At 68.8% G+C, this 22,062-nt stretch carries 19 protein-coding genes; 15 read left to right on the forward strand and 4 right to left on the reverse strand.

The annotated features are described in order from the left end of the window. Window positions 1-43 precede the first annotated feature (43 nt). The 7 genes from rsfS to holA all read left to right on the forward strand — a co-directional run bounded on the left by rsfS (window position 44) and on the right by holA (window position 6,678). Complete coding sequence (gene rsfS, locus VMT65_RS30050) at window positions 44-469, forward strand: ribosome silencing factor (protein ID WP_326311852.1); 426 nt, start codon at window positions 44-46, stop codon at window positions 467-469. A gap of 5 nt (window positions 470-474) precedes the next feature. Then, a complete protein-coding gene (locus VMT65_RS30055) occupies window positions 475-1,125 on the forward strand; it encodes a histidine phosphatase family protein (RefSeq protein ID WP_326311926.1) in 651 nt (216 codons plus the stop codon). Then, window positions 1,115-1,909, forward strand: a complete 795-nt coding sequence (gene octT / locus VMT65_RS30060) for a diglucosylglycerate octanoyltransferase (RefSeq protein ID WP_326311853.1) — start codon at window positions 1,115-1,117, stop codon at window positions 1,907-1,909. The genes VMT65_RS30055 and octT overlap by 11 nt, the downstream gene beginning before the upstream one ends. Further along, complete coding sequence (locus tag VMT65_RS30065; protein ID WP_326311854.1) at window positions 1,906-2,751, forward strand: DegV family protein; 846 nt, start codon at window positions 1,906-1,908, stop codon at window positions 2,749-2,751. Before octT ends, VMT65_RS30065 begins: the two co-directional genes overlap by 4 nt. Window positions 2,752-2,906: 155 nt before the next feature. Continuing rightward, window positions 2,907-4,010: a ComEA family DNA-binding protein gene (locus tag VMT65_RS30070; protein ID WP_326311855.1), complete on the forward strand. Its 1,104-nt coding sequence runs from the start codon at window positions 2,907-2,909 to the stop codon at window positions 4,008-4,010. A gap of 69 nt (window positions 4,011-4,079) precedes the next feature. After that, a complete protein-coding gene (locus VMT65_RS30075) occupies window positions 4,080-5,669 on the forward strand; it encodes a ComEC/Rec2 family competence protein (RefSeq protein WP_326311856.1) in 1,590 nt (529 codons plus the stop codon). A 34-nt stretch (window positions 5,670-5,703) separates the two neighbouring features. After that, a complete protein-coding gene (holA, locus tag VMT65_RS30080; RefSeq protein WP_326311857.1) occupies window positions 5,704-6,678 on the forward strand; it encodes a DNA polymerase III subunit delta in 975 nt (324 codons plus the stop codon). Between the two features lie 15 nt (window positions 6,679-6,693). On the opposite strand, the gene VMT65_RS30085 is transcribed toward holA, so the two are convergent. Both VMT65_RS30085 and rpsT read right to left on the reverse strand, forming a co-directional pair. After that, the gene (locus VMT65_RS30085) at window positions 6,694-7,458 is read right to left on the reverse strand and encodes an LGFP repeat-containing protein (RefSeq protein ID WP_326311858.1); all 765 of its coding nucleotides are present in this window, start codon (window positions 7,456-7,458) and stop codon (window positions 6,694-6,696) included. A 194-nt stretch (window positions 7,459-7,652) separates the two neighbouring features. After that, window positions 7,653-7,916, reverse strand: coding sequence for a 30S ribosomal protein S20 (rpsT, locus tag VMT65_RS30090; RefSeq protein ID WP_033086444.1), 264 nt, complete (start codon window positions 7,914-7,916; stop codon window positions 7,653-7,655). Window positions 7,917-8,125: 209 nt separating this feature from the next. Here rpsT and VMT65_RS30095 point away from each other — a divergent pair, with 209 nt between their 5' ends. The 4 genes from VMT65_RS30095 (at window position 8,126) to VMT65_RS30110 (ending at window position 12,504) form a co-directional block, all read left to right on the forward strand. Next, the gene (locus VMT65_RS30095) at window positions 8,126-9,790 is read left to right on the forward strand and encodes a circularly permuted type 2 ATP-grasp protein (RefSeq protein ID WP_442790330.1); all 1,665 of its coding nucleotides are present in this window, start codon (window positions 8,126-8,128) and stop codon (window positions 9,788-9,790) included. A gap of 81 nt (window positions 9,791-9,871) precedes the next feature. Beyond that, window positions 9,872-10,837, forward strand: a complete 966-nt coding sequence (locus tag VMT65_RS30100; protein WP_326311859.1) for an alpha-E domain-containing protein — start codon at window positions 9,872-9,874, stop codon at window positions 10,835-10,837. Window positions 10,838-10,845: 8 nt separating this feature from the next. Further along, window positions 10,846-11,676, forward strand: a complete 831-nt coding sequence (locus VMT65_RS30105; RefSeq protein WP_326311928.1) for a transglutaminase family protein — start codon at window positions 10,846-10,848, stop codon at window positions 11,674-11,676. A 48-nt stretch (window positions 11,677-11,724) separates the two neighbouring features. Further along, window positions 11,725-12,504 carry an aquaporin gene (locus VMT65_RS30110; protein WP_326311860.1) on the forward strand — a complete coding sequence of 260 codons (780 nt, stop codon included), beginning with the start codon at window positions 11,725-11,727 and terminating at the stop codon, window positions 12,502-12,504. A gap of 63 nt (window positions 12,505-12,567) precedes the next feature. On the opposite strand, the gene VMT65_RS30115 is transcribed toward VMT65_RS30110, so the two are convergent. Next, window positions 12,568-13,149, reverse strand: coding sequence for a type II toxin-antitoxin system PemK/MazF family toxin (locus tag VMT65_RS30115; protein WP_326311861.1), 582 nt, complete (start codon window positions 13,147-13,149; stop codon window positions 12,568-12,570). A gap of 156 nt (window positions 13,150-13,305) precedes the next feature. Here VMT65_RS30115 and lepA point away from each other — a divergent pair, with 156 nt between their 5' ends. The 3 genes from lepA (at window position 13,306) to VMT65_RS30130 (ending at window position 19,525) form a co-directional block, all read left to right on the forward strand. After that, window positions 13,306-15,156 (forward strand): translation elongation factor 4, encoded by a 1,851-nt coding sequence (gene lepA / locus VMT65_RS30120; protein ID WP_326311862.1) that lies wholly within the window; start codon window positions 13,306-13,308, stop codon window positions 15,154-15,156. Between the two features lie 356 nt (window positions 15,157-15,512). Beyond that, window positions 15,513-17,714, forward strand: coding sequence for a hypothetical protein (locus VMT65_RS30125; RefSeq protein WP_326311863.1), 2,202 nt, complete (start codon window positions 15,513-15,515; stop codon window positions 17,712-17,714). Continuing rightward, window positions 17,711-19,525 carry a hypothetical protein gene (locus tag VMT65_RS30130; protein ID WP_326311864.1) on the forward strand — a complete coding sequence of 605 codons (1,815 nt, stop codon included), beginning with the start codon at window positions 17,711-17,713 and terminating at the stop codon, window positions 19,523-19,525. Before VMT65_RS30125 ends, VMT65_RS30130 begins: the two co-directional genes overlap by 4 nt. A 36-nt stretch (window positions 19,526-19,561) precedes the next feature. Here VMT65_RS30130 and VMT65_RS30135 read toward each other — a convergent pair whose 3' ends face one another. Beyond that, entirely contained in the window at window positions 19,562-21,460 is a 1,899-nt protein-coding gene (locus VMT65_RS30135) for a glycoside hydrolase family 15 protein (RefSeq protein WP_326311929.1), read from the reverse strand. A gap of 282 nt (window positions 21,461-21,742) precedes the next feature. Here VMT65_RS30135 and VMT65_RS30140 point away from each other — a divergent pair, with 282 nt between their 5' ends. Then, the gene (locus VMT65_RS30140) at window positions 21,743-21,982 is read left to right on the forward strand and encodes a hypothetical protein (RefSeq protein ID WP_326311865.1); all 240 of its coding nucleotides are present in this window, start codon (window positions 21,743-21,745) and stop codon (window positions 21,980-21,982) included. Window positions 21,983-22,062: the final 80 nt, after the last annotated feature.

Consider the following 22,062-nt stretch of genomic DNA (forward strand, 5'->3'; position numbering starts at 1 on the left):
TACAGACAGTGCATTGTGAGAGTGCGCAGGAAGAGGTAGCAGGGTGGCAGCATCGGCAGAAGCGGTCAAGATGGCGACGGTGGCCGCATTGGCCGCCGACGAGAAACTGGCCGCCGACGTGGTCGTGCTCGACGTCTCCGAGCAGCTGGTCATCACCGACTGCTTCGTGATCGCGTCCGCGCCCAACGAACGCCAGGTCAACGCGATCGTCGACAATATCGAGGACAAGCTGCGCGAGGCCGGTTTCAAGCCGGTGCGGCGCGAGGGCACCCGCGAGGGCCGCTGGGCCCTGCTCGACTACGTCGAGATCGTGGTGCACGTCCAGCACGAGGACGAGCGCGACTTCTATGGCCTGGAGCGGCTGTGGAAGGACTGCCCGCAGGTGCCGATCGAGGGCCTCGGGGATCCGCGGGCACGGGCGGCCGAGAACGATGAGACCGAGAACGAAGAGGCCGGGGACGACGAGTGAGCAAGATGGCCGGTGTCCGCCGGTTGATTCTGCTGCGGCACGGGCAGACCGAATGGAATGCCACCGACCGCATGCAGGGCCAGATCGATACCGAACTCAGTGATGTCGGCAGGCGCCAGGCCAAGGACTGCGCACCCGAGATGGCGTGCAGCGACCTGATCGCCATCGTCTCCTCCGATCTCAAGCGCGCCCACGACACCGCCCTCGCCGTCGCCGAATGCGCGGCCATGCCGGTGGTCACCGATGCCCGACTGCGGGAGACCAATCTCGGGGACTGGGAGGGCATGGACCACCGCGAGGTCGACGCGCAGTTCCCGGGCGCGCGCAAGGCGTGGCGGCTGGACCCGAACTTCACCCCGCCCAATGGCGAATCCAAGCTGCAGGTCGGCGCGCGGGCGCTGCCGGTGGTGCGGGAACTGCTCGTCGAGCGGGAGGACTGGCCCGGCCGTACCATCATCCTGGTCGCGCACGGCGGGCTGATCGCGGCGCTGACCGCGGCCCTGCTCGAGCTGCCCGAGGAGAACTGGCCCGCCCTGGGTGGGCTGGCCAATACCAGTTGGGTGCAGCTGACCAGCCACGGTCCGAGCATCGAGCGGCCCGGCTGGCGGCTGGATGTATGGAACGCGCTGGCGAAGGTAGCCCCCGATGTCCTCTGAGGATTCGAACGACCGACCGGTACCGAGCGCTGCGGCGGCGCAGCGCAAGGTGCTGGTGGTGGTCGCGGATTCGCTGTCCTACTTCGGACCCAAGGGTGGGCTGCCCGCCGACCATCCCCGCATCTGGCCGAATCTCGTTGCGGCCGAACTGGACTGGGATGTCGAGCTGATCGCGCGCATCGGCTGGACCTGTCGCGACGCCTACTGGGCGCTGATCGGCGATCCGCGCATCTGGGCGGCGGTGCCGCGGGCGGGCGCGGTGGTCTTCGCGACCGGCGGCATGGACTCGCTGCCCTCGCCGCTGCCGACCGCGCTGCGCGAGCTGATCCGTTATGTGCGACCGGCTTCCGTGCGCCGCCGGGTGCGCGAGGCCTACACCTGGTTGCAGCCCAAACTGTCCCCGCTGGGGTGGCCGGTGGCGCTGCCGCCCGCGGTGAGCGTGGACTATCTGGAACAGTCGCGGAACTCGTTGGCGCAGTTGCGGCCCGAGTTGCCGTTCGTGGCGGTGCTGCCGTCGGTGCATCAGTGCGATGCGTACGCGCGCGTGCACTCCGGGCGTGAGCCCATGGTCGAGGCCGTGAGCGCGTGGGCGGCGGAGAAGTCGGTGCCGCTGGTGGATCTCGGGGAGGCCGTGCGCGACAACGTGTTCCACGGACCGGCCAATCCCGACGGCATCCATTGGGGCTGGGAAGGCCACAGCGCGGTCGCGCGGGCCATGGTGAAGGTATTGACCGAGGCGACGGCATCGACCGCGGTGGCGGCGGACGAGGGTCACCCTGCATGACCGTGGTGGTGGTGACCGACTCGTCGGCCAGTCTCCCGGCCGAGCTCACGGCCGATCTCGAGGTTTTGACCGTCCCGCTGCACGTCCTGGTCGACGATCGCGAGCTCCGCGAGGGTCTCGACGAGTGCGGCGATATCGACTATGGGTCCTCACAGGTCACCACCTCGGCCGCCTCGCCCGGTGACCTGCGGACGGTTTACGAGCAAGCCCTGGAACTGAGCAAGGGCGACGGTGTTGTCGCCGTGCACATTTCGCGCCAGCTGTCGGGCACCTGGGAGGCCGGTCGGCAGGCGGTGCGCGATATGGACGCCTCCGACCGCATTCGCCTGGTGGACTCGCTCAGCGCGGGCCTGGGAACGGGACTGCCGGTCCTGGCCGCCGCGCGACGGGCCAAATCCGGTGAGCCCCTCGACGTCGTCTACGACTCGGCCGTCGCCGCCGCCAGCCGCGGCCGCGCCTTCATCGTCGTCAACCGCACCGAGCAGCTGCGCCGCGGCGGCCGATTGAGCAGCGCCGCCGCCTTTTTCGGCAGCGAACTGGTCACCAAGCCGATCCTGCAGATCGTCGACGGCCGCCTGGAACTGCGGGAGAAGGCCCGCACCCGCTCCAAGGCCTTCACCAAACTGGTCGCGGCGGCGGTGGACGCCGCCGGCGAGGACGGCGCGACCGTAGCCGTCCAGCACCTCGGCGCCGAGGAGGCCGCCACCACCATCGCCGGCCAACTCCGCGACCTGATCCCGGGCATCCGCGAGGTCATCACCGCCGAATTCGGCCCCACCCTGGGCGTACACCTGGGCATGGGAGCCGTTGGCGCCCTGGTCGTTCCCGGCGGCTGCGGATGATGTGAACCCCGCTGTTTCCTGCGGGGCCCTGCCGATTTTTGCGCGGCAACCAGCGGAAACACAGTTGTTCACAAGCGAAATCGCTATCCACAGGCTCGCGGAAAGCCCAGGTCGGCGGCGCGGCTTCGACCTGCCCGGCTTCTACCGTGAGTCCCATGCCACGACTCGACGAACGCACCCCACTGGATCGCCTCAGCGGCCGCGTAGAAGGCGAATCACGCTCCGGTCCAGCAGAATTCACTACCGGCCGCGCTGAAGCCGCGTCGGCTGCGCGCGAATTCACCCCTGGACGACCGCATTCGGCCCGTTGGGATGAGCCTTCTCTCGATCATCTGGCCGACTCCGAGCACGAGCCTCCACCCACCGCGCCCGCATGGCTGTCCGAGCCGTGCGGCAGCGTCTCCCTCTGGCACGAACGGCTTGTGCCCGAACGCTTTCGCGGCACGCGCTGGGACCCCGGTCCGCGCGGGGTGCTCGTCATCGCCGCCATCGGCCTGCTCGCGATCCTCCTCGCGGGATACGCGACCCTGCGGGAAGAGCCTGTGACACAGCCTGTTCCGCCGATCACCTCGCTCAGCGATACGGTTGCCGCCGAGCCGGGCGGGCAGGCTGCCGACGGCACCGCTGCGCCCGCCGGCGAACCCGCCGCACCGCCCCCAGCACCGGTGCCGACCTCGGTCGCGCCCGGGCCGAGCGGTGCCCGGGCCGCTGCTCCGCAGCCGGGTCGAAACCCGGTGGCTCCCACCGTGAGCGCGTCGTCCGGCGCGCAGGCTCCGTCCGGCGAGTTGGTGGTGAGTGTTGTCGGGCTGGTGGAGCACGGTGGTCTGCGTCGGCTGCTCGTCGGGGCCCGGGTGGCCGATGCGCTGCGCGCCGCCACCCCGCGGCCCGAGGCCGATCTGTCGACCCTCAACCTCGCCCAGCTCCTCGCCGACGGGGATCAGATCATTGTCGGCAAGGCCCCACCGCGGGCCGGGGCCGGGCAGGTCGGCACCACCCTCGTGAATTCCGCTCACCCGTCCCCGAATTCGGCCCCGGCGTCCGGAACAGCCCGGCCCACCGGCACTCCCGCCAAGGTGAACCTCAACACCGCCACCGAAGCCGATCTCGATACCCTCCCCGGCATCGGACCGATCACCGCCAAGGCGATCCTCACCTGGCGCACCCGCCACGGGCGCTTCACCTCCATCGATCAGCTCGCGGAGATCGCGGGCATCGGCCACTCCCGCCTCAACCGCCTCCGCGACCGGGTGACCTTATGAGAGACCCGCTCGAAACATGCTGCACCGCTAGCGGTTTGGACTACGGCCAGAAGGTGGGAGGTGATGGTGATGACTCGCTCCGAGGGGGATCGGATGACGGCCACGGACGGGGACGAGGGCGGTATCGCCGAGGCGGCCGAGGTACCCGAGGTGTTGGATGCGCGGTTGGTTCCGGGGGCCGTGTGCTGCTGGGCTGCCACGGCGGTGGCATTGGTCGGCGGTTGGCGCGGTGGGCTCGGCGTGGCGGTCGGCTGTCTCTTGATCGGGTTCTGTGTCGCGGCGCTGGTGGTCCGCCGGGTTCGGGCCCGGCGGACCACCATGCTGGCCTGGGTCTTGTTGGGGGCCTTGCTCATCGGGGCCGGGTTCGGGTTTGCCGGAGCGTGGCACGCGCACCGGGTGGAGACGCATCCGTTGCGGGCGGTGCGGGTGGGGCAGCGGCTGGTCGCGGTGGTGGAGTTGAGCGACGACCCGAAACGGGTGTCGGGCAGGCCGTTCGGCGGGCCGAAGGTGATGGTGCGGGCGGGGCTGGTCGAGTATCGGCTGGGCGGGCAGGTGGTGCGGGCCGGCGGGACGGTCATGGTGCTGGCACCCGCCGGGGGATGGAAGTCCCTGTTGCCGGGTCAGCGGGTGGAATTCCGTGCCCGCGTGGCGCGCCCGTGGCGGCCCGATCTCACGGTGGCCGTCCTGCGTGCCGACGCCGCGCCCGTCGCCGCGAGCGACCCACCCTGGTGGCAGCGCGTAGCGGGCCGGGTCCGAGGCGATTTCGGCGCCTCCGCCCACCGCGCGCTCTCCGAGGACGCGGCAGGATTGTTGCCGGGCTTGGTGATCGGCGACACCTCGGCCCTGACCGAGCACGTCCAGGAGAACTTCCGCGAAACCGATCTCACCCACCTCACCGCGGTGAGCGGTGCGAACGTGACGATCCTGCTCGGCGCGGTGCTGGTTTCGATGCGCGCGCTCACGGTCGACCCGCGGGTCGGTGCGATCGCGGCCGGTGCGGCGTTGGTGATGTTCGTGATCCTGGCCCGCCCCTCGCCGAGTGTGCTGCGCGCCGCCGTCATGGGAGCCATCGCGCTGCTCGCCCTGTGCACCGGCCGCCGCAAACAGGCGCTACCGGCGCTGTGCGGTGCGGTCATTGGCCTGCTGGCCTGGTCGCCGGGCCTCGCGGTGGACGCCGGTTTCGCCCTCTCGGTCCTGGCCACCGCGGGTCTGATCGTCATTGCCCCGGGTTGGGCGGATTGGCTTCGCGCCCACGGCTGGTGGCGCATCCCGGCCGACGCCTTCGCCGTCGCGGCCGCCGCCTTCGTGGTCACCACCCCACTGGTCATCGCCATGACCGGCCACCTCAGCCTGGTCGCCATCGCCGTGAACATGCTCGTCGAGCCGGTGATCGCCCCCATCACCATCCTCGGCGCAATCGCCGCCCTCCTCGCCTGCCTCTGGTCCCCCCTGACAACCCCGATCCTGCACTGCACTTCCCCACCCCTGTGGTGGCTGCTCACCGTCTCCGACCGAGCCGCCGCCCTCGGCGCGTCGATCTCCCTCCCCACCGGCACCCGCTCGGGCCTGCTCGCCGCGGTCGTGTGCGGCGTGGTGATCGTTGCCCTGCGTCCCCGGGCGCTGCCGCCGCCGACGTCCGGGGAATCGGGTGCGGGGTGAGGGGGATGTCGGGGTGGGCTCGTAGGATCGGGGCGTGAATCAGCGACTTGCGCCCCTGCATCTGGTGCTCGGTGAAGAGGAACTGCTGATCGAGCGGGCGGTGTCGGGGATTACCGCGCAGGCTCGGGCGGGGACTCCGGATCCGGATGCGTTGCCGGTGGATCGGCTGCGGGCGGGGGATGCGAGCACCGCGGAATTGGCGGAGCTGCTGAGTCCTTCGCTGTTCGCCGAGGATCGGGTGATCGTGCTGGAGTCGGCCGCCGAGGCCGGGAAGGACGCGGTCGCGGTCATTCAGGACGCCGCCGCCGCGCCGCCCGAGGGCGTCGTGCTGGTGGTGCTGCACACCGGGGGCGGCCGGGCCAAGGCGCTGGCACCGGCCTTGCAGAAGCTGGGCGCGGTGGTGCACGACTGCGCGAAGGTGACCAAGGCGGGGGACCGGGTCGAGTTCGTGCGCAACGAGTTTCGGGCCGCCAATGTGAAGGTCTCGGCCGACGTGGTGCAGGCCATCATCGAGGCGGTCGGGTCGGACCTGCGGGAATTGGCCGCCGCCAGTTCACAGTTGGCGGCCGACACCGGCGGCAAGGTGGATGTCGCGGCCGTGCACCGCTACTACTCGGGCAAGGCCGAGGTGACCGGGTTCGACGTGGCCGATCTGGCCGTCTCGGGGGATCGGCCCGCGGCCATGGAGGCGCTGCGCTGGGCCATCGACCGCGGCGTTCCGGCCGTGCTGCTCGCCGACGCGCTGGCGGATTCGGTCCACACCATCGCGCGCGTCGGGTCGGCCGGGCGCGGGGACCCGTTCAAGATGGCGGGCGATCTGGGCATGCCGCCGTGGAAGGTGAAGAAGGCCCAGGGGCAGGCGCGCGGCTGGACCGGTGCCACGATCGGCCAGGCCATGCAGGTGGTGGCCTCGCTCAACGCCGATGTCAAGGGCCAGGCCGCGGATACCAACTACGCTCTGGAACACGCCCTCTCGCGCATTCTGGAACTGCGCGAGAGTGCCTCGTAGCGAAGCGATCGGGGTTTACTCCGACGGCTTCCAGACGATCTTGCCGCCCTGGAAGTCCTGGGCCTTGCCGCCCTGGTAGTCGTACTCGTCGCCGGTCGGGTAGCCGTAGCGGCCGTTCTCCGCGCCATTGCGCACCCACTCGTCGCGGATCGCGCCCCACACGATGTGGGTGCCGGTCTTCTGGGTGGAGTAGATGGCACCGCCCTCGAACAGCTGCTCGTGGGTGGTGGCGCTGTTGGTCTTGTTCTCATCGGCGATGGGGAAGCCCAGCGGGCTCGACTCCCAGCCGACCGAGGAGTACTTGTCGCGGATGACGCCGCTGATCACATGCGTGCCCGCACCCACCGACCAGTAGATCGACCCACCCTGGAAGTGCTGGAAGCGGCCGGGTTTGGCGGTCTGCCCCTCATCGGTGACCGGATACTTCAGCGAGCCCGACTCCGACCCGGTGCCACGCCACTTGTCGCGGATCGCGCCGCCGATGGCGTGCGCGTCGGTGGCCGGAGTCCAGTAGATCGAGACATTGTTGGCGAAGTCCTGCTTCTTGCCGCCGCCCGCCGCATCGGTCTCGGGCGTGGTCGGATCCCCGAAGAAGTCGGGCCCGCCCGCCGCGTCGTACTCCACCTCGATGGCCCCGCCCACGTCGAACGGGCCAATGGGCCGCGCGCTCGCCACGCCGATACCGGCGGTCAACGCGACCGCGGCGACGCTGATGGCCAGCGTGCCCCGAGTCCAGGAACGGTTGTCACGACGCAGCGATGCCAAGAGAACTCTCCCCATGCAGATATCCGATAGCCGCCGGATGTATCGGAGTCATCCTGCGGTCTGTTTCTCGAGTCGGCAAGCGCACCGGTCGTAGCGGTGCGGGACAACTGATTTCGTTGCGAACCTGGCAACCCACGACAAAAGCCGCCGTGGTCTTCGTGGCCACGGCGGCTGTTAGAAGCATGTTTCCGGTAGAGCTACCGGGAAGCTCAGCCGAGCTTGTTGAAAGCCAGCGACAGGGCCGACTTCTTGTTGGCGGCCTGGTTGGCGTGGATGACGCCCTTCGAGGCGGCCTTGTCCAGGCTCTTGCTGGCGGACTGCATGAGCTCGAGCGCCTTGTCCTTCTCGCCCGCCGCGGCGGCCTCGCGGAACTTGCGGATCGAGGTGCGCAGCGCGGACTTCACCGACTGGTTACGCTGACGCGCAAGCTCGTTGGTGCGGATCCGCTTCATCTGGGACTTGATGTTGGCCACGCCGGTTTCCTCGTGTTCCTTCGTTTGGTGGGTATGCAGGATGCAAAGTCTTCGTGCGCGCACTACGAGAGGGGAAGTGCCGCGCCGACCGTCGAGGTTACCAGGCAACGTGCGCGGGTATGAAATCGGGCCTGTCCGCTACATGGCTGAAACCAGAAATTTATCGCCGTCCAACTGCGTGTTGCCCCTGCGTGATGGACCATTTTCCCATGACCCCCGCCGCGCCCGCCACGGGTCTTTCGAAGACAGACAGATCCTCCGCCCCAGCCCCCCTCGCCCCCGACCCTGCCGGAATCGCACGCCCGAAACCGGATAAAACGGGTGTTTTCGCCGGTTATCGGCCCGGGCGCTACGACCGGGCCTACGACGAGATGTTCGATCCCGCGGGCCGCGCGCGTGCGCCCTACCGGGGGATATTCAACGCACTGGCCACCATCGACGCCCAGGATCTGGCCGCCCGCGCCGAGGCCCTGGACCGCGCCTTCGTGGATCAGGGCATCACCTTCTCGCTGTCCGGGCAGGAGCGGCCCTTTCCGCTCGACCTGGTGCCGCGGGTGATCGCCGCCACCGAATGGACCAAACTCGAGCGCGGCATCAAGCAGCGCGTGCGCGCGCTCGAGGCGTTCCTGGCCGATGTCTACGGCGAACAGACCATCCTGCGCGACCGCGTGATTCCCAAACGCCTCGTCACCTCCTGTGACCACTTCCACCGCGAGGCCGCGGGTCTGGTGCCGCCCAACGGCGTCCGCATTCACGTCGCCGGCATCGACCTGGTCCGCGACGAGCACGGGGATTTCCGTGTGCTGGAAGACAATTTGCGCTCGCCCTCGGGTGTGTCCTACGTCATGGAGAACCGCCGCACCATGGCGCGCGTCTTCCCGGACCTGTTCGCCTCCCACCGGGTGCGGGCCGTCGGCGACTATCCGACCCATCTGCTGCGGGCCCTGCGTGCCGCCGCCGCGCCGAACGAGGCCGACCCGACCGTGGTCGTGCTCACCCCCGGCGTCTACAACTCCGCCTACTTCGAGCACTCGCTGCTGGCCCGGCAGATGGGCGTGGAGCTGGTCGAGGGGCGAGACCTGTTCTGCCGCGACAATGTCGTCTACATGCGCACCACCGCGGGCGAACGCCAGGTGGACGTCATCTACCGGCGCATCGACGACACCTTCCTCGACCCCATGCAGTTCCGCCCGGATTCCATGCTGGGCGTGGCCGGGATCCTGAACGCGGCCCGCGCGGGCACGGTGGTGCTGGCCAACGCGGTCGGCAACGGTGTCGGCGACGACAAGCTCATCTACACCTATGTGCCCGCCTTCATCGAGTACTACCTGGGCGAGAAGCCGATCCTGCCGAATGTGGACACCTACCGCTGTTGGGAGCCGGCCGAGCGCGACGAGGTGCTCGACCGGATCGCGGAACTGGTGATCAAGCCGGTGGAGGGCTCGGGCGGGTACGGCATCGTGATCGGCCCGGCGGCGGGCACTCGCGAGCTGGAGGCGACGCGGCGCAAGGTGCGCGCGAATCCGCGCGGCTGGATCGCCCAACCGGTCGTCCAATTGTCCACGGTGCCCAGCAAGATCGACGGCACGCTCGCGCCCCGGCACGTGGACCTGCGGCCCTTCGCCGTCAACGACGGCGACGACATCTGGGTGCTGCCCGGCGGTTTGACCCGGGTGGCGCTGCCCAAGGATTCCCTGGTGGTGAATTCCAGTCAGGGCGGCGGCAGCAAGGACACCTGGGTGCTGGCGCCCAGAACCTCTGTGGCGGAACGGGAATTGGCGGGTTCGCAGTTGGTCAGCGAACTGCAGATCGCCCCCGAACGCGATCAGTCGCGGGAAGCCTCTTCCACGCGGACCAATCAGCAGCAACAGTAGTAATCGGACAGCAGCAGTTATTTCGGAAACATCGGCGGCAACGGTGCTCGGCAGGTGGTTGAAGCGTTAGGTGGTCGGATCATGTTGGCGCGCAATGCCGAATCCCTGTTCTGGATCGGGCGTTACATCGAGCGAGCCGAATATACGGCGCGCATTCTGGATGTCGCGGTCCATCAGCTACTGGAGGACGCCACCGTCGATCCGGACCGCACCTCCCGGGTGCTGCTGCGGGTACTGGGCATCGAATCGCCCGCAGAGGAATTGGACGTCTGGTCGGTGACCGAGCTGGTGGCCTTCGGCCGCGACGGCGGGTCCATTGTCGATTCCATCAGCCGGGCCCGCGAGAATGCCCGGGGCGCAAGGGAAGTCACCTCCACTGAAATGTGGGAGTGCCTCAATGCCACCTACAACGGATTGGCGGCGGCCGAACGCGCGGCACGGGCGCTGGGGCCGCACGAGTTCTGCCACTACATCACCGACCGGGCCGCCATGTTCGCCGGACTCTCCGATTCCACCCTCAGTCGCGACGACGGCTATCGCTTCCTGCTGTTGGGCAGATCCATCGAACGCGTGGATATGACCGTGCGGCTGTTGCATTCACGCGCCGGTGACCGCACGTCCTCGCCCGCGTGGGTGACGGTATTGCGGTCGGCGGGCGCGCACGACCCGTATCTGCGCACCCATCGCGGCGTGCTCGACGCCAATCAAATCGCCGAATTCATTCTGCTGGACCGGCTTTTCCCGCGGTCGGTCTTCCATTCCCTGCGGGTCGCCGAGGCCTGCCTGCAGGAATTGGATCAACGCCCCAACTCCCGATTCGCGGCCCGCTACGAAGCCCACCGCCTGCTCGGCCGGGCGCGCAGCGAGCTGGAATTCATTCCGCCTGCCGGACTGCTCGAGGACCTGCCCGGCCGTCTGCTGTGGCTGCAACAGACGTGCCGTGAGGTCGGGGAAGCCGTGGCGCTCCAGTATTTCCACGCCGAATCCTGGGTGGCGTGGACCGGACTGCACGGCCGGGCCGTCGAGCGGGTGGAGGAATTGGCGTGAGCTGGCGGATGCGGGTGGTGCACACCACGGGATATGTCTATGACGCGCCGGTCACCCGGTCGTTCAACGAGGCCCGGCTGACGCCGCGGGCCGACAGTCGGCAGAACGTGATTCTGAGCCGGGTCGACACGGTGCCGTCCACGCGGTCGTATCGATATACGGACTACTGGGGGACGGCGGTGACCGCCTTCGATCTGCACGCTCCCCATACCGAATTGGAGGTCACGAGTGCCTCGGTCGTGGAGACCGAGCCCTTCGCCGGACCGGCCGAGGAGTTGTCCTGGGAGGAATTGCGTGACGACGCGGTCGCCGATCGCTTCGACGAGCTGCTGAATCCCACCGACTACGTGCCCCGCGAACGGCGGCTCGCCCCGATCGCCCGGCAGCTCGCGCGCGGCGTGCCGCCCGCGAAAGCGGTTGTCCGGGCCGCCGAATGGGTGCACCGGGAGATGAACTATCTGGCCGGAACCACCTCGGTGCACACCTCCGCCGTGCAGGCCTTCGCCGAACGGCAGGGCGTGTGCCAGGATTTCGCGCACCTGACCCTGCTGCTGTTGCGCACCATGGGGATTCCCAGTCGCTATGTCTCCGGCTATCTGCATCCCGATCCCGCCGCCGAGGTGGGCGACACCGTGGCGGGCCAGATGCACGCCTGGGTGGAGGCCTGGACCGGCCAGTGGTGGGGCTACGACCCGACCAACAACATCCCGGTCACCGAGCAACACGTATCCGTCGGTGTCGGACGTGATTACGCGGATGTGCCGCCGTTGAAAGGTATCTTCAGCGGGAGCGGCTCGACCGACCTCGAGGTCGTGGTGGAGATAACCCGCCTGGCCTGACATGTTCCGTCGGACAATACGAGCTCCCCTGCGAGCGGAAGGCAGCCGATGTCACCCACAGCTCAGGAAGTCGCCGAGGATCTGACCGACCTGCAACCGCCCAGTCTGATCCGCAAATTGTTCGCCGAATTCCTGGGCACCTTCGCACTGGTGCTGGGCGGCGTCGGCACCATGGTGCTGGCGGGAGACAAGGTCGGCTCGCTCGGCGTCGCACTGGCCTTCGGTCTGACCCTGCTGTTCCTGGTCTACTCCATCGGCCCGATCTCCGGCTGTCACGTGAACCCCGCCGTCACCGTCGGCCAGCTGCTGCTGGGCCGGGTGGGCATCGTGGTCGCCGCCGCCTACTGGGTCGCCCAGTTCCTCGGCGGTCTCGCCGCGGGCACGGTCATCTACGCCATCGCCAAGAACCTGCCCTCCTACGACCGCGCCAAAAACGGTCTGGGAGCGAATGGTTGGGGCGAGCACAGCCCGTCGAAGGTGGTGCTGGGCGAGGTCACCACCAATGGCTACGGCCTGGCGGCCGCCATCACCGTCGAGGTCATCCTCACCGCGCTGCTGGTCTTCGTGGTGCTGGCCTCCACCGACCAGCTTTCCGATATTCCCCTGGCGGGCCTGTCGACCGGTGCCGCGCTGTCCGTCGTCTACCTGATCGCGATCCCCGTCGACAACGGCTCGGTGAACCCGGCCCGCAGCCTCGGCGTCGCGTTCTATCAGGACGGCGCACCCGCGCAGCTGTGGGTCTTCATCGTCTTCCCGCTCATCGGCGGCGTCCTGGGCTCCCTCGTCTACGGGATGATCTACGGCCGCTCCCGCAACATGATTTCCTGATAGCTCTCGATCCCGACCCCCGCTCCGTTCCGGAGCGGGGGTCGGCTGTGTATCGGAAGTGCGCTAGTGCCAGTGGTATTCGGCGCAGAGCCGATGTGCCACCCGGTCGAAGGTCTTGCGCGGCAGGATCGCGCCCTCGCGGCGGATACCCATTTCGGGGACGTCGAGGACGCGATCCAAGCGCACCCAGCTGTCACGGCCCGCGCTGTCCCACGCGCCCGCGCCGATGCCGACCCAGTTGTGATGGTGCGCGTGTTCGGCATTGGAGGACAGCATCAGTCCGAGCAGGGTCTTGCCCTCGCGGCCGACCACCAGGACCGGACGGTCCTTGCCATTGTTCGGGTCCTCTTCGTAGGGGACCCAGGTCCAGACGATCTCACCCGGATCGGCCCGCCCGTCCAATTGCGGGCTGTAGACGATCTGCCGCGCGCGTTCGTGGGAGGGGACCCCGGCCGAGGACGTCGGCCGCACCGACACCCCCGGACCCTGCCGCGGGGTCCCCATGGCGCGCAGTGCGCGGTCCCACACGCTCGACTGCCGCACCCGCCCGATCAACTTCGGGGCCTGGTTCGTGACGAGCTGGGTCCCCTGCTCCTTGGCCACGATCCCCAACTGCTTCCCCAGAGCGTTCCACCTGCCAGCCATGTCCGGCAGCCTAACGGCGTGCCACGGGTTTCTCATCCGGGCCGGATTCGCCTGCGGCGATGGGCCGTTCGCGTGCCGACGCGGCCGGGGCGAGGACATCCGGTCCAGCACCGTAGACTGGCACGTTGACATGCCGCTGTTTCGCCATGCCGAGGAGTGACTCCGATTAGCAGCTTCGCCGACAAGACGTTCACCGATCCCAGCCGGATCAGGAACTTCTGCATCATCGCGCACATCGACCACGGGAAATCGACCCTGGCCGATCGCATGCTGCAACTCACCGGAGTGGTCGAGGAGCGTGCCATGCGCGCCCAGTACCTGGACCGCATGGATATCGAGCGGGAACGCGGCATCACCATCAAGGCGCAGAACGTGCGCCTGCCGTGGCAGGTCGACGGCGAGGACTACGTCCTGCACCTGATCGACACCCCCGGCCACGTCGACTTCACCTACGAGGTGTCGCGCGCGCTCGAGGCGTGTGAGGGCGCGGTGCTGCTGGTCGACGCCGCACAGGGCATCGAGGCGCAGACCCTGGCCAACCTGTACCTGGCCATGGAGCGCGATCTCACGATCATCCCGGTGCTCAACAAGATCGACCTCCCGGCCGCCGACCCGGACCGCTACGCCGCCGAGATCGCGCACATCGTGGGCTGTGAGCCCGAGGACGTGCTGCGGGTCTCCGGCAAGACCGGCGTCGGTGTGCCGGAACTGCTGAACAAGGTGATCGCCGAGATCCCCTCGCCGGTCGGCGATGCCGACGCGCCCGCCCGCGCGCTCATCTTCGACTCGGTCTACGACACCTACCGCGGCGTGGTCACCTACGTGCGTGTGGTGGACGGCAAGCTCACCCCGCGCTCGAAGATCAAGATGATGTCGACCGGCGCGCAGCACGAACTGCTCGAGATCGGCATCGTCTCGCCCGAACCCAAGCCCACCACCGGCCTGGGCGTCGGCGAGGTGGGTTACCTCATCACCGGCGTGAAGGACGTGCGCCAGTCCAAGGTCGGTGACACCGTCACCACCGCGCGCGACGGGGCGACCGAGGCGCTGGCCGGGTATCAGGACCCGCGGCCCATGGTCTACTCCGGCCTCTACCCGCTCGACGGCTCCGACTACCCGGACCTGCGCGACGCGCTGGACAAGCTGCAGCTCAACGACGCCGCGCTGACCTATGTGCCGGAAACCTCGGTGGCCCTGGGCTTCGGCTTCCGCTGCGGCTTCCTCGGACTGCTGCACATGGAGATCACCCGCGAGCGCCTGCAGCGCGAATTCGGCCTGGACCTGATCTCCACCGCGCCCAACGTGATCTACCGGGTGGTCATGGAGGACGGCACCGAACACGTGGTCACCAACCCGTCGTTCTGGCCGGAGGGCAAGGTGCGGCAGATCTTCGAGCCGATCACCAAGTGCACCGTGATCGCGCCGAGCGAATTCGTCGGCACCATCATGGAACTGTGCCAGTCCCGCCGCGGCGAGCTGCTCGGCATGGACTATCTGTCGGAGACCCGCGTGGAGATGCGCTACACGCTGCCCATGGCGGAGATCATCTTCGACTTCTTCGACTCGCTGAAGTCGCGCACCCGCGGCTACGCCTCGCTCGACTACGAGGAGGCGGGCGAACAGCAGGCCGAGCTGGTCAAGGTGGACATCCTGCTGCAGGGCGAGGCGGTCGACGCGTTCTCGGCCATCGTGCACAAGGATGCAGCGCAGGCCTACGGCCACAAGATGACCACCAAGCTGCGCGAACTCATCCCGCGCCAGCAGTTCGAGGTGCCGATTCAGGCGGCCATCGGCTCGAAGGTCATTGCGCGCGAGAACATTCGGGCGATCCGCAAGGACGTGCTCGCCAAGTGCTACGGCGGTGACATCAGCCGTAAGCGCAAGTTGCTCGAGAAGCAGAAGGAAGGCAAGAAGCGCATGAAGACGATCGGTCGCGTCGACGTGCCGCAGGAAGCCTTCGTGGCGGCGCTGAGCACGGACTCCGCGTCCGACAAGTCGAAGAAGTAAGAGCGACCTCTCGAGACTCTCGTGCCCCGCTGCCTGTCGGCAGCGGGGCACGGTGCTAGCTGGGGAATGTTGGTGTGGGCTGCGGGTGCGAGCCGGTGGGGTTGGCAGCGGGGCACGGTGCTTGTAGGGTTCGGGAACTTGATCTTCCGCCGGTCAGGCTCCGGGTTCGGTAAGCAGGCGGAAAATGGGGCTTCCGTACTGATATGCCGGGTGACAAGCTATGTGACGCACCGCTGTGCACACCGCCCCCGACCTGGTGGATGTGACAGACCGGTTATCCGGAAATAGGGTGTGAAACGAGTTTGGTTCGGTGAACCGCCTGACGGATCGCCGGAGCCCTGAGAGCGGAGCCTTGTATGACACGTGATCTGCCCTTCGACGACGCTGCCGATACCGAGGACAACGGCGGAGACGCCGCCTATCGCATTGCCAACGGTGTCGCGCGCGTGGCCAGGGCGGGCGCGTATGTCACCGGCGGCGCTCTCATCGCGGCGGGCGGCAGCCGCGGTGGCACCCCGGCCATCACCCACGACTCCCAGAACACGGGACTGGTCAACGATCCGCAGCCGCAGACGCCCAGCCCGACCATCACCTTCCCGGACCTGACGCCGGACTCGATCCCCCCGCATCACGGGTCGACCCCGGTCCTGCCGGTGAACGCCCCCTTCGCCCACCTCGACGGCGCCCAGCACGGCACCGATGCGGGCATGTTCCCGACCTCGTTCGACGCGATCCCGCAGCCCGAGACCCCCGTCAACGGTTTCCACGGACTCGGCCTGCCCGACAACGAATCCGCGGGCATGGGTCTGCCCACGTACGGCACGCACCCGAACTTCACCCTGCCCACCATGGGCAACGAACAGTCGGACACCGCGACCGCCCAACCGCACCTGCCGACCCTGGATCAGCAGCAACCGGCCTTCCAGCTGCCCGGCACCACGACCGGCGGCTTCCACCTACCCGGCACCGACGGCATGCACCTGCCCGGCCTGCCGGGCGCGCCCTCGATCCCCGGCATCGACACCGGCCACGCCTTCGACGGCATCGGCGGGACGCCGGGCCAGGGGACGGGTGTATTCGTCGGCACCGATTGGTCTTTCGACGCGCATGTCGGTCTGGACGGCGCGTGGGTGCACTCCAACCTGTCGGTGAACGTGGGCGTCGGCGCGGTCGGACATCAGCTCGACGCCTTCGGCCAGCAGCTGGGACAGGGGATTTCACACGTCCCCGAGAACACGACGCTGCCCAACAACGGTGGCGCGCCCAGCCTGCCGGGCGCCACCACGCCCAAAGACATGGGCACGCCGTTCAATTCGCCGGGTGCCAACGCGCCCGCGAATGCCATTCCGGGACACGGCACCTCCACGATTCCCGGTTCCGGGAACCCCGAGTCGCCGACCGCGACCTCGCCGACTTCGGCTGTGCCGGGCGCGAATTCGCCGATCGCGCCGGGCGCTTCGAGCGCCGCGCCGCTGAGCTCCTCGACCGCGCCCGCGGGTGCGCTCGGTGCGTCCAGCCCGGCCGCCGTGTCGAGCCCGCTGAGCCTCGGCACCGCGCCCGCCGCGCCCGCGCCCATAACCCTCACTCCCGCACCGGCTCCGGTCGCCGCGCCCGTGGCGCCCGCCCCGGTCGCCCCGGCCGTGGTGGTACCCGTCGCGGTGGCCCAGCCGGTCACCGTGACCCCGTTGCAGACCACGATTCAGCCCGACGCCGCCAACCAGCCGATCGCGAATCTGCTGTCGACACACGGTGGTCCGTCGCCGCTGACCGCGCCCGCCGCCGTCGCGCCCGCCCTCTTCGATCACGGCCGTGCGCCGGTGCTGGCCAGCAGTGAGCCGAACGCGCCCGGCCATCCGACGACTCTGGTGGACAAGTCCGTCCCGCTGACGGCCGCGCCGACGCCCGCGCCGCACGTGAGCACCCCGGAAAAGGTCGATCCCTCCCCGGTGTTCACCACCGTGCCGGTCCCGACCAAGATCCCGGGCCTGGACACCGACATCACCAAGCCCGGCGGCACCCCGGTGACCACGCCGGTCACCCCGCCGACCAATACCGGCGGCAAGGACGACACCACCAAGCCGCACACCCCGACCGATGACGCCGGAACCCGCGGCGGCACACCGACGGTCACCGTGCCCACCGACGACGCCGTGCCGACCCACCAGCCGACCGTCACCAACCCGGCGCACCCGACCCAGCCGGAGGTGTCGGTCCCGACGGTCGCGCCGACCGTGCCGGATTCCTCGGGTCACGGTGGGCAGCCCAGTGTTTCGGTCGCGCCCGTGCCGACCACGATGGCGCCGGTCCCCACACAGGCACCCCTGACCACGGTGCCCCACGTCGATCCGGTACCCGCCAAACCCATAGCGGACCAGTACGATTCGAGCCATCACGGGCTGCCGGTCGCGGCCGACGCGGGCACCCATGCCCTCGGCCTGCACGATGGCGGTCTGTTGACGCACGACGCGGGTCTGTTCTCCGCCGTCGTGCCCGATGCGACGGTCGTCGATACCCACTCCCCGGTGTTCGGTCCGGGCGATCACACGCTGCTGCTGTGAGCGCTGCCGAACGTCAGCTACTGGTGAAGAATCCCGACGCACTGGGTCCGCTCGTCGAGCTCGTCGACCGACTGCTCGAACTGACCCACGCCTCCGGCCGCCTAGACCTATCCGGCCGCCTCGGCATCGCCCGCGCCCGCCTGACCGATCCGCGAGTGCGGCTGGTCGTGGTCGGCGAATCCCGCAGCGGGATGAGCACGCTGGTCAATAGCCTGGTCGGGGCCGCGGTGAGCGCCACCGAGGGGCGGCCCAGCGTGCCGGTGATCGCGGAGTACGGCCCCAAGGCCGCGGCGACGTTGGTGAAGGCGGGCCCGGGCGGCACCGCCGAGCGCACCCCCGTCGATCCGCAGCAGGCGTTGGCCGAACTGGCCTCCGGTGAGGTGATCCGGGCCGAGTTCACCCAGCCCAGCCCGCTGTTGGCCGAGGGCTTCGTGGTGTTGGACGCGCCCGGTTCGCCCGGTGACACTCCGGCCACCTGGTCGCTCATCGCCGCCGCGGACGCGGTGCTGTACGTCGCCGACGCGCGCGCCCCGTTCACGCCCGCGCAGATCGAACAGCTGCAACGCATTCGGCAGGTGTGCCCGACGGTCGTCTGTGTGCTCAACAAGATCGACCAATACCCGCAGTGGCCGCAGGTGCAGCAGCACGACCGGCAGCTGCTCGACGACGCGGGACTGGCCTTCGCCGTCGCCCCGGCCTCGGCGCGCCTGCACGAGCACGCCGCCGCCCAGCACGACGAACAGCTGGATCTGGAATCCGGTGTGCCGCAACTGCTCGAGCATCTGCGCTCCTACGTGCTGGGCCGCGCCGACACGGTGGCCATCCAGGCCGCGGTGCGCGATATCGCGCTCATCACCGACCATCTGGCGCTGGCGTTGCGCAGCGAGGCCGAGACGCTGCGGGATCCGCAGCGGCTCACCGTGATCACCGAACAGCTGCGCCGCACCCGCGAGGAGGCCGAGCAACTGCGTCAGCGCACCGCCAACTGGCAGGTGACGCTGGCCGACGGCGCGGGCGAGCTGATGGCCGACACCGAACACGATCTGCGGCACCGGCTGCGCAGCCTCATTCGCGATGCCGAGGCGGACATCATGAAGGGCGATCCGTCCAAGGGCTGGGCCGATTTCGGCGCGGACCTGGACGCCAAGATCTGCGAGGCGGTGGAGGAGAACTTCGTCATCGCCCACTACCGTTCGGTGGAGCTGGCCGAGCAGGTGGCCGCCAAGTTCCCCGAGAGCGGTATCCCCACCCCGGATCTCAAGCTCGACAATCCGGGCGATGTCGGCGCGGTGCTGGAGCCGGTGGCCGCGCTGGACAAGCTGGACAGCTCCAAAACGGTTGTCACACAGCAGTTCCTGACCGCGCTGCGCGGTTCCTACGGCGGTCTGCTCATGGTCGGTCTGATCACCAGCCTGCTGCACATGTCGCTGGTGAACTGGTATTCCGCCGGAGCGGCCGTGCTCTTGGGCGTGCACGCGCTGTGGGAGGACCGCAAGACCCGCCGCCAGCGCCGCCAGGCCGAGGCCAAGGTCGCGGTGGCGCGGCTCATGGACGATGTGATCTTCCAGGTGAGCAAGGAGTCCCGGTACCGGCTGCGCGCGGTACAGCGCAGCCTGCGCGATCACTTCACCGAGATCGCCACGGCCACCCTGCGTTCGGTGGACGCCTCGCTGCGGGCCGCCGAAGAGGCGGCGACCGTGCACTCGGGTGCGGGTCGCGAGGCCCGGCTCACCGAGATCGAGCGGTCGCTGGTGCGGCTGCGCGAGATCCGCGAGAGCGCCGACGCCCTCGGCGAAAACCCCGCGTACTGAAGAAAATCGGCCGCCGACGCGGCCGATTTCCTTTGTTCAGCGTCCGGGGTGGGCCGGGTTGAAGGTGCTCGCGGTGCGGGAGTCCTCGGCCCGGATCACGTGCATGACGGCATTGATCAAGGCCAGGTGGGTGAACGCCTGGGGGAAGTTGCCCAGGTGCCGCCCGGTGCGCGAATCGATCTCCTCCGCGTACAGCTTGAGCGGGCTGGCGTAGCCGAGCAGCCGTTCGCACAGCTGCCGGGCGCGTGCCACCTCGCCGATCTCCACCAGCGCCGACACCAGCCAGAACGAGCAGATGGTGAACGACCCCTCCGCGCCGGAGAGCCCGTCGTCGGTGGTGTCGGTGCGATAGCGCAGCACCAGGCCGTTCTCGGTGAGCTCGTCGGCGATGGCCAGCACGGTGGCCCGCACCCGGTGGTCGGTGGGCGGCAGGAAGCGGGTCAGCACCACCAGCAGCAGCGAGGCGTCGAGGGTGTCACTGCCGTAGCTCTGGGTGAACACGCCCGCGGCGTTCACGCCATTGTCGAGGATGTCGGCGCGGATCTCGTCGGCGATGTCGTGCCACTTCTTGGCGTAGTCGAATTCCCCGTGTAGCTCGGCCAGTTTCGCGCCGCGGTCCAACGCCACCCAGCACATGACCTTGGAGGAGGTGAAGTGCTGCGGCTCGCCGCGCACCTCCCAGATGCCGCGATCGGGCTTGCGCCAGTTCTCGATCGCCGCCTGCACCTGCCGCTCCAGCATTGGCCACAACGTTTCCGGCACCTGCTGGCGCGATTTCACGTGCAGGTAAACCGAATCCAGGATGGTGCCCCAGATATCGTGCTGGTCCTGGTTGTAGGCCCCGTTGCCGATGCGCACCGGCCGCGCGCCGTCGTAGCCGGACAGGTTGGGCAGCTCGGATTCGGTGATCTCGCGTTCCCCGCCGATGCCGTAGAGCACCTGCAGCGGAACGGCTTTCCCGTCACCGTCGGTGGCCACGTCGTGCAGGAAGGCGAAGAAGTCGTCGGCCTCGCGATCCAGTCCGAGCGTGTAGAGGCCCCACAGCGCGAAGGTGGAGTCACGCACCCAGGTGTAGCGGTAGTCCCAATTGCGTTCCCCGCCCGGGGTTTCCGGCAGCGAGGTGGTCGCCGCGGCCAGCAGCGCGCCCGTCGGCGCGTAGGTCAGGCCCTTCAGGGTGAGTGCGCTGCGTTGCAGGAACCCCCGCCACGGGTGATCCGGGAAGCGGCCCTGGGTGATCCACTGCCGCCAATACTCGGTGGTCTGCCACATCTTGTCGGCCGCTTCGGCGAAGGTGCGCGGCGGCGGCAGATCCGACCAGGACAGCGCGACGAAGACCTGGTCGCCCTCCTTCATGCGGGTGCGGGCCCGCGCCTCCCGGCCCTCCAGCCCGAGCCGCAGGTCGGTGGTGAGGGTCAGGGTGGGGCAGCCCTCGATATCGCAGGTGGCGCTGGCCCGTTCGTAGACGTCGCCGCTGTAGTTCCAGTTGGCCGGGCCGCGGTGGTAGTCGAAGGCGGGTTCGCAGCTCATCTCCAGCTCGACCACGCCGTTCACGCACTTCACCGTGCGCAGCAGCATGTGCTCGGCATCCCAGTCCATGGGGGTGCGCTTGTGGGTGCGGCTGCGCGAGCGGTTGTTGTGCCACGGGCCCAGCACCAGCGCGTCGCGCACGATGAGCCAGCCGGTCTCGGTCTGCCAGGTGGTCTCCACGATCAGCCCGCCCGGCAGATACCGGCGGGCGGCGGGCACATTGCGGCCGTAGGGGCCGAGGCGGAAGTGCCCGGCGCTGCGGTCGAGCATGGCCCCGAAGATGCTGGGGGAGTCCGGTCGCGGCACGCACATCCACTCCACCGAGCCATTGCGGGCGATGAGGCAGTTGGTTTCGCAGTCGGACAGGAAGGCGTAGTCGTCGATGGGGGGAAACACCGAATGATGCATACCACCGCTCGCCGACGGCAGATAGTTGTCCGCGAGCGAGGGATCGGTGCGGTCGATACCCTCGCGCGGGGCGTCTACCGGGGACGGATCGTCATAATCGGCGATGGGATCGACCCCGAGCTCGCTACCGAGCGGCCGCTCGACAGACTCCGGTTCGTCGTACGAATCCATAACAGACATGATCCCACCCGTCGCCCACCACCACCCTTCAACGGAGGCCTACGGCCGCTCCCTTTGTGGCCCGAATCGTCCACTACCGGTCCGTCGGCGTAGGTTGGGTTCGTGCATGCGATTGCTAATTGGTGGGACAGCGTCGAACTGTGGGTAGCGGGCCTGCCCTTCATTCCCCAGTTCGCCGTGGTGCTGGCCGCCATGGTGCCGGTCTGCCTGGCCATCGCCTACGTGTTGGACCGCACCCTGCGGGTGGTGCTGCGCGCGCTGGGCCGCGATCGGATCGCCGCCCGCGAGGCCACCGTGGCCGCCACCGCGCAGCCGCGTCGCGTGCGGAAGGAAGCCGCCTGAGATGCCGCGTTCTCGTGTCCAGCTTGCCCTGATCGCACTTCTTGTTCTCGTAGTCGTCGCCTGGTTGTTCACTCGCTGAA

Origin of the sequence: Nocardia sp. CDC153 (genome assembly GCF_035818515.1) — a bacterium.
Lineage (GTDB): Bacteria > Actinomycetota > Actinomycetes > Mycobacteriales > Mycobacteriaceae > Nocardia.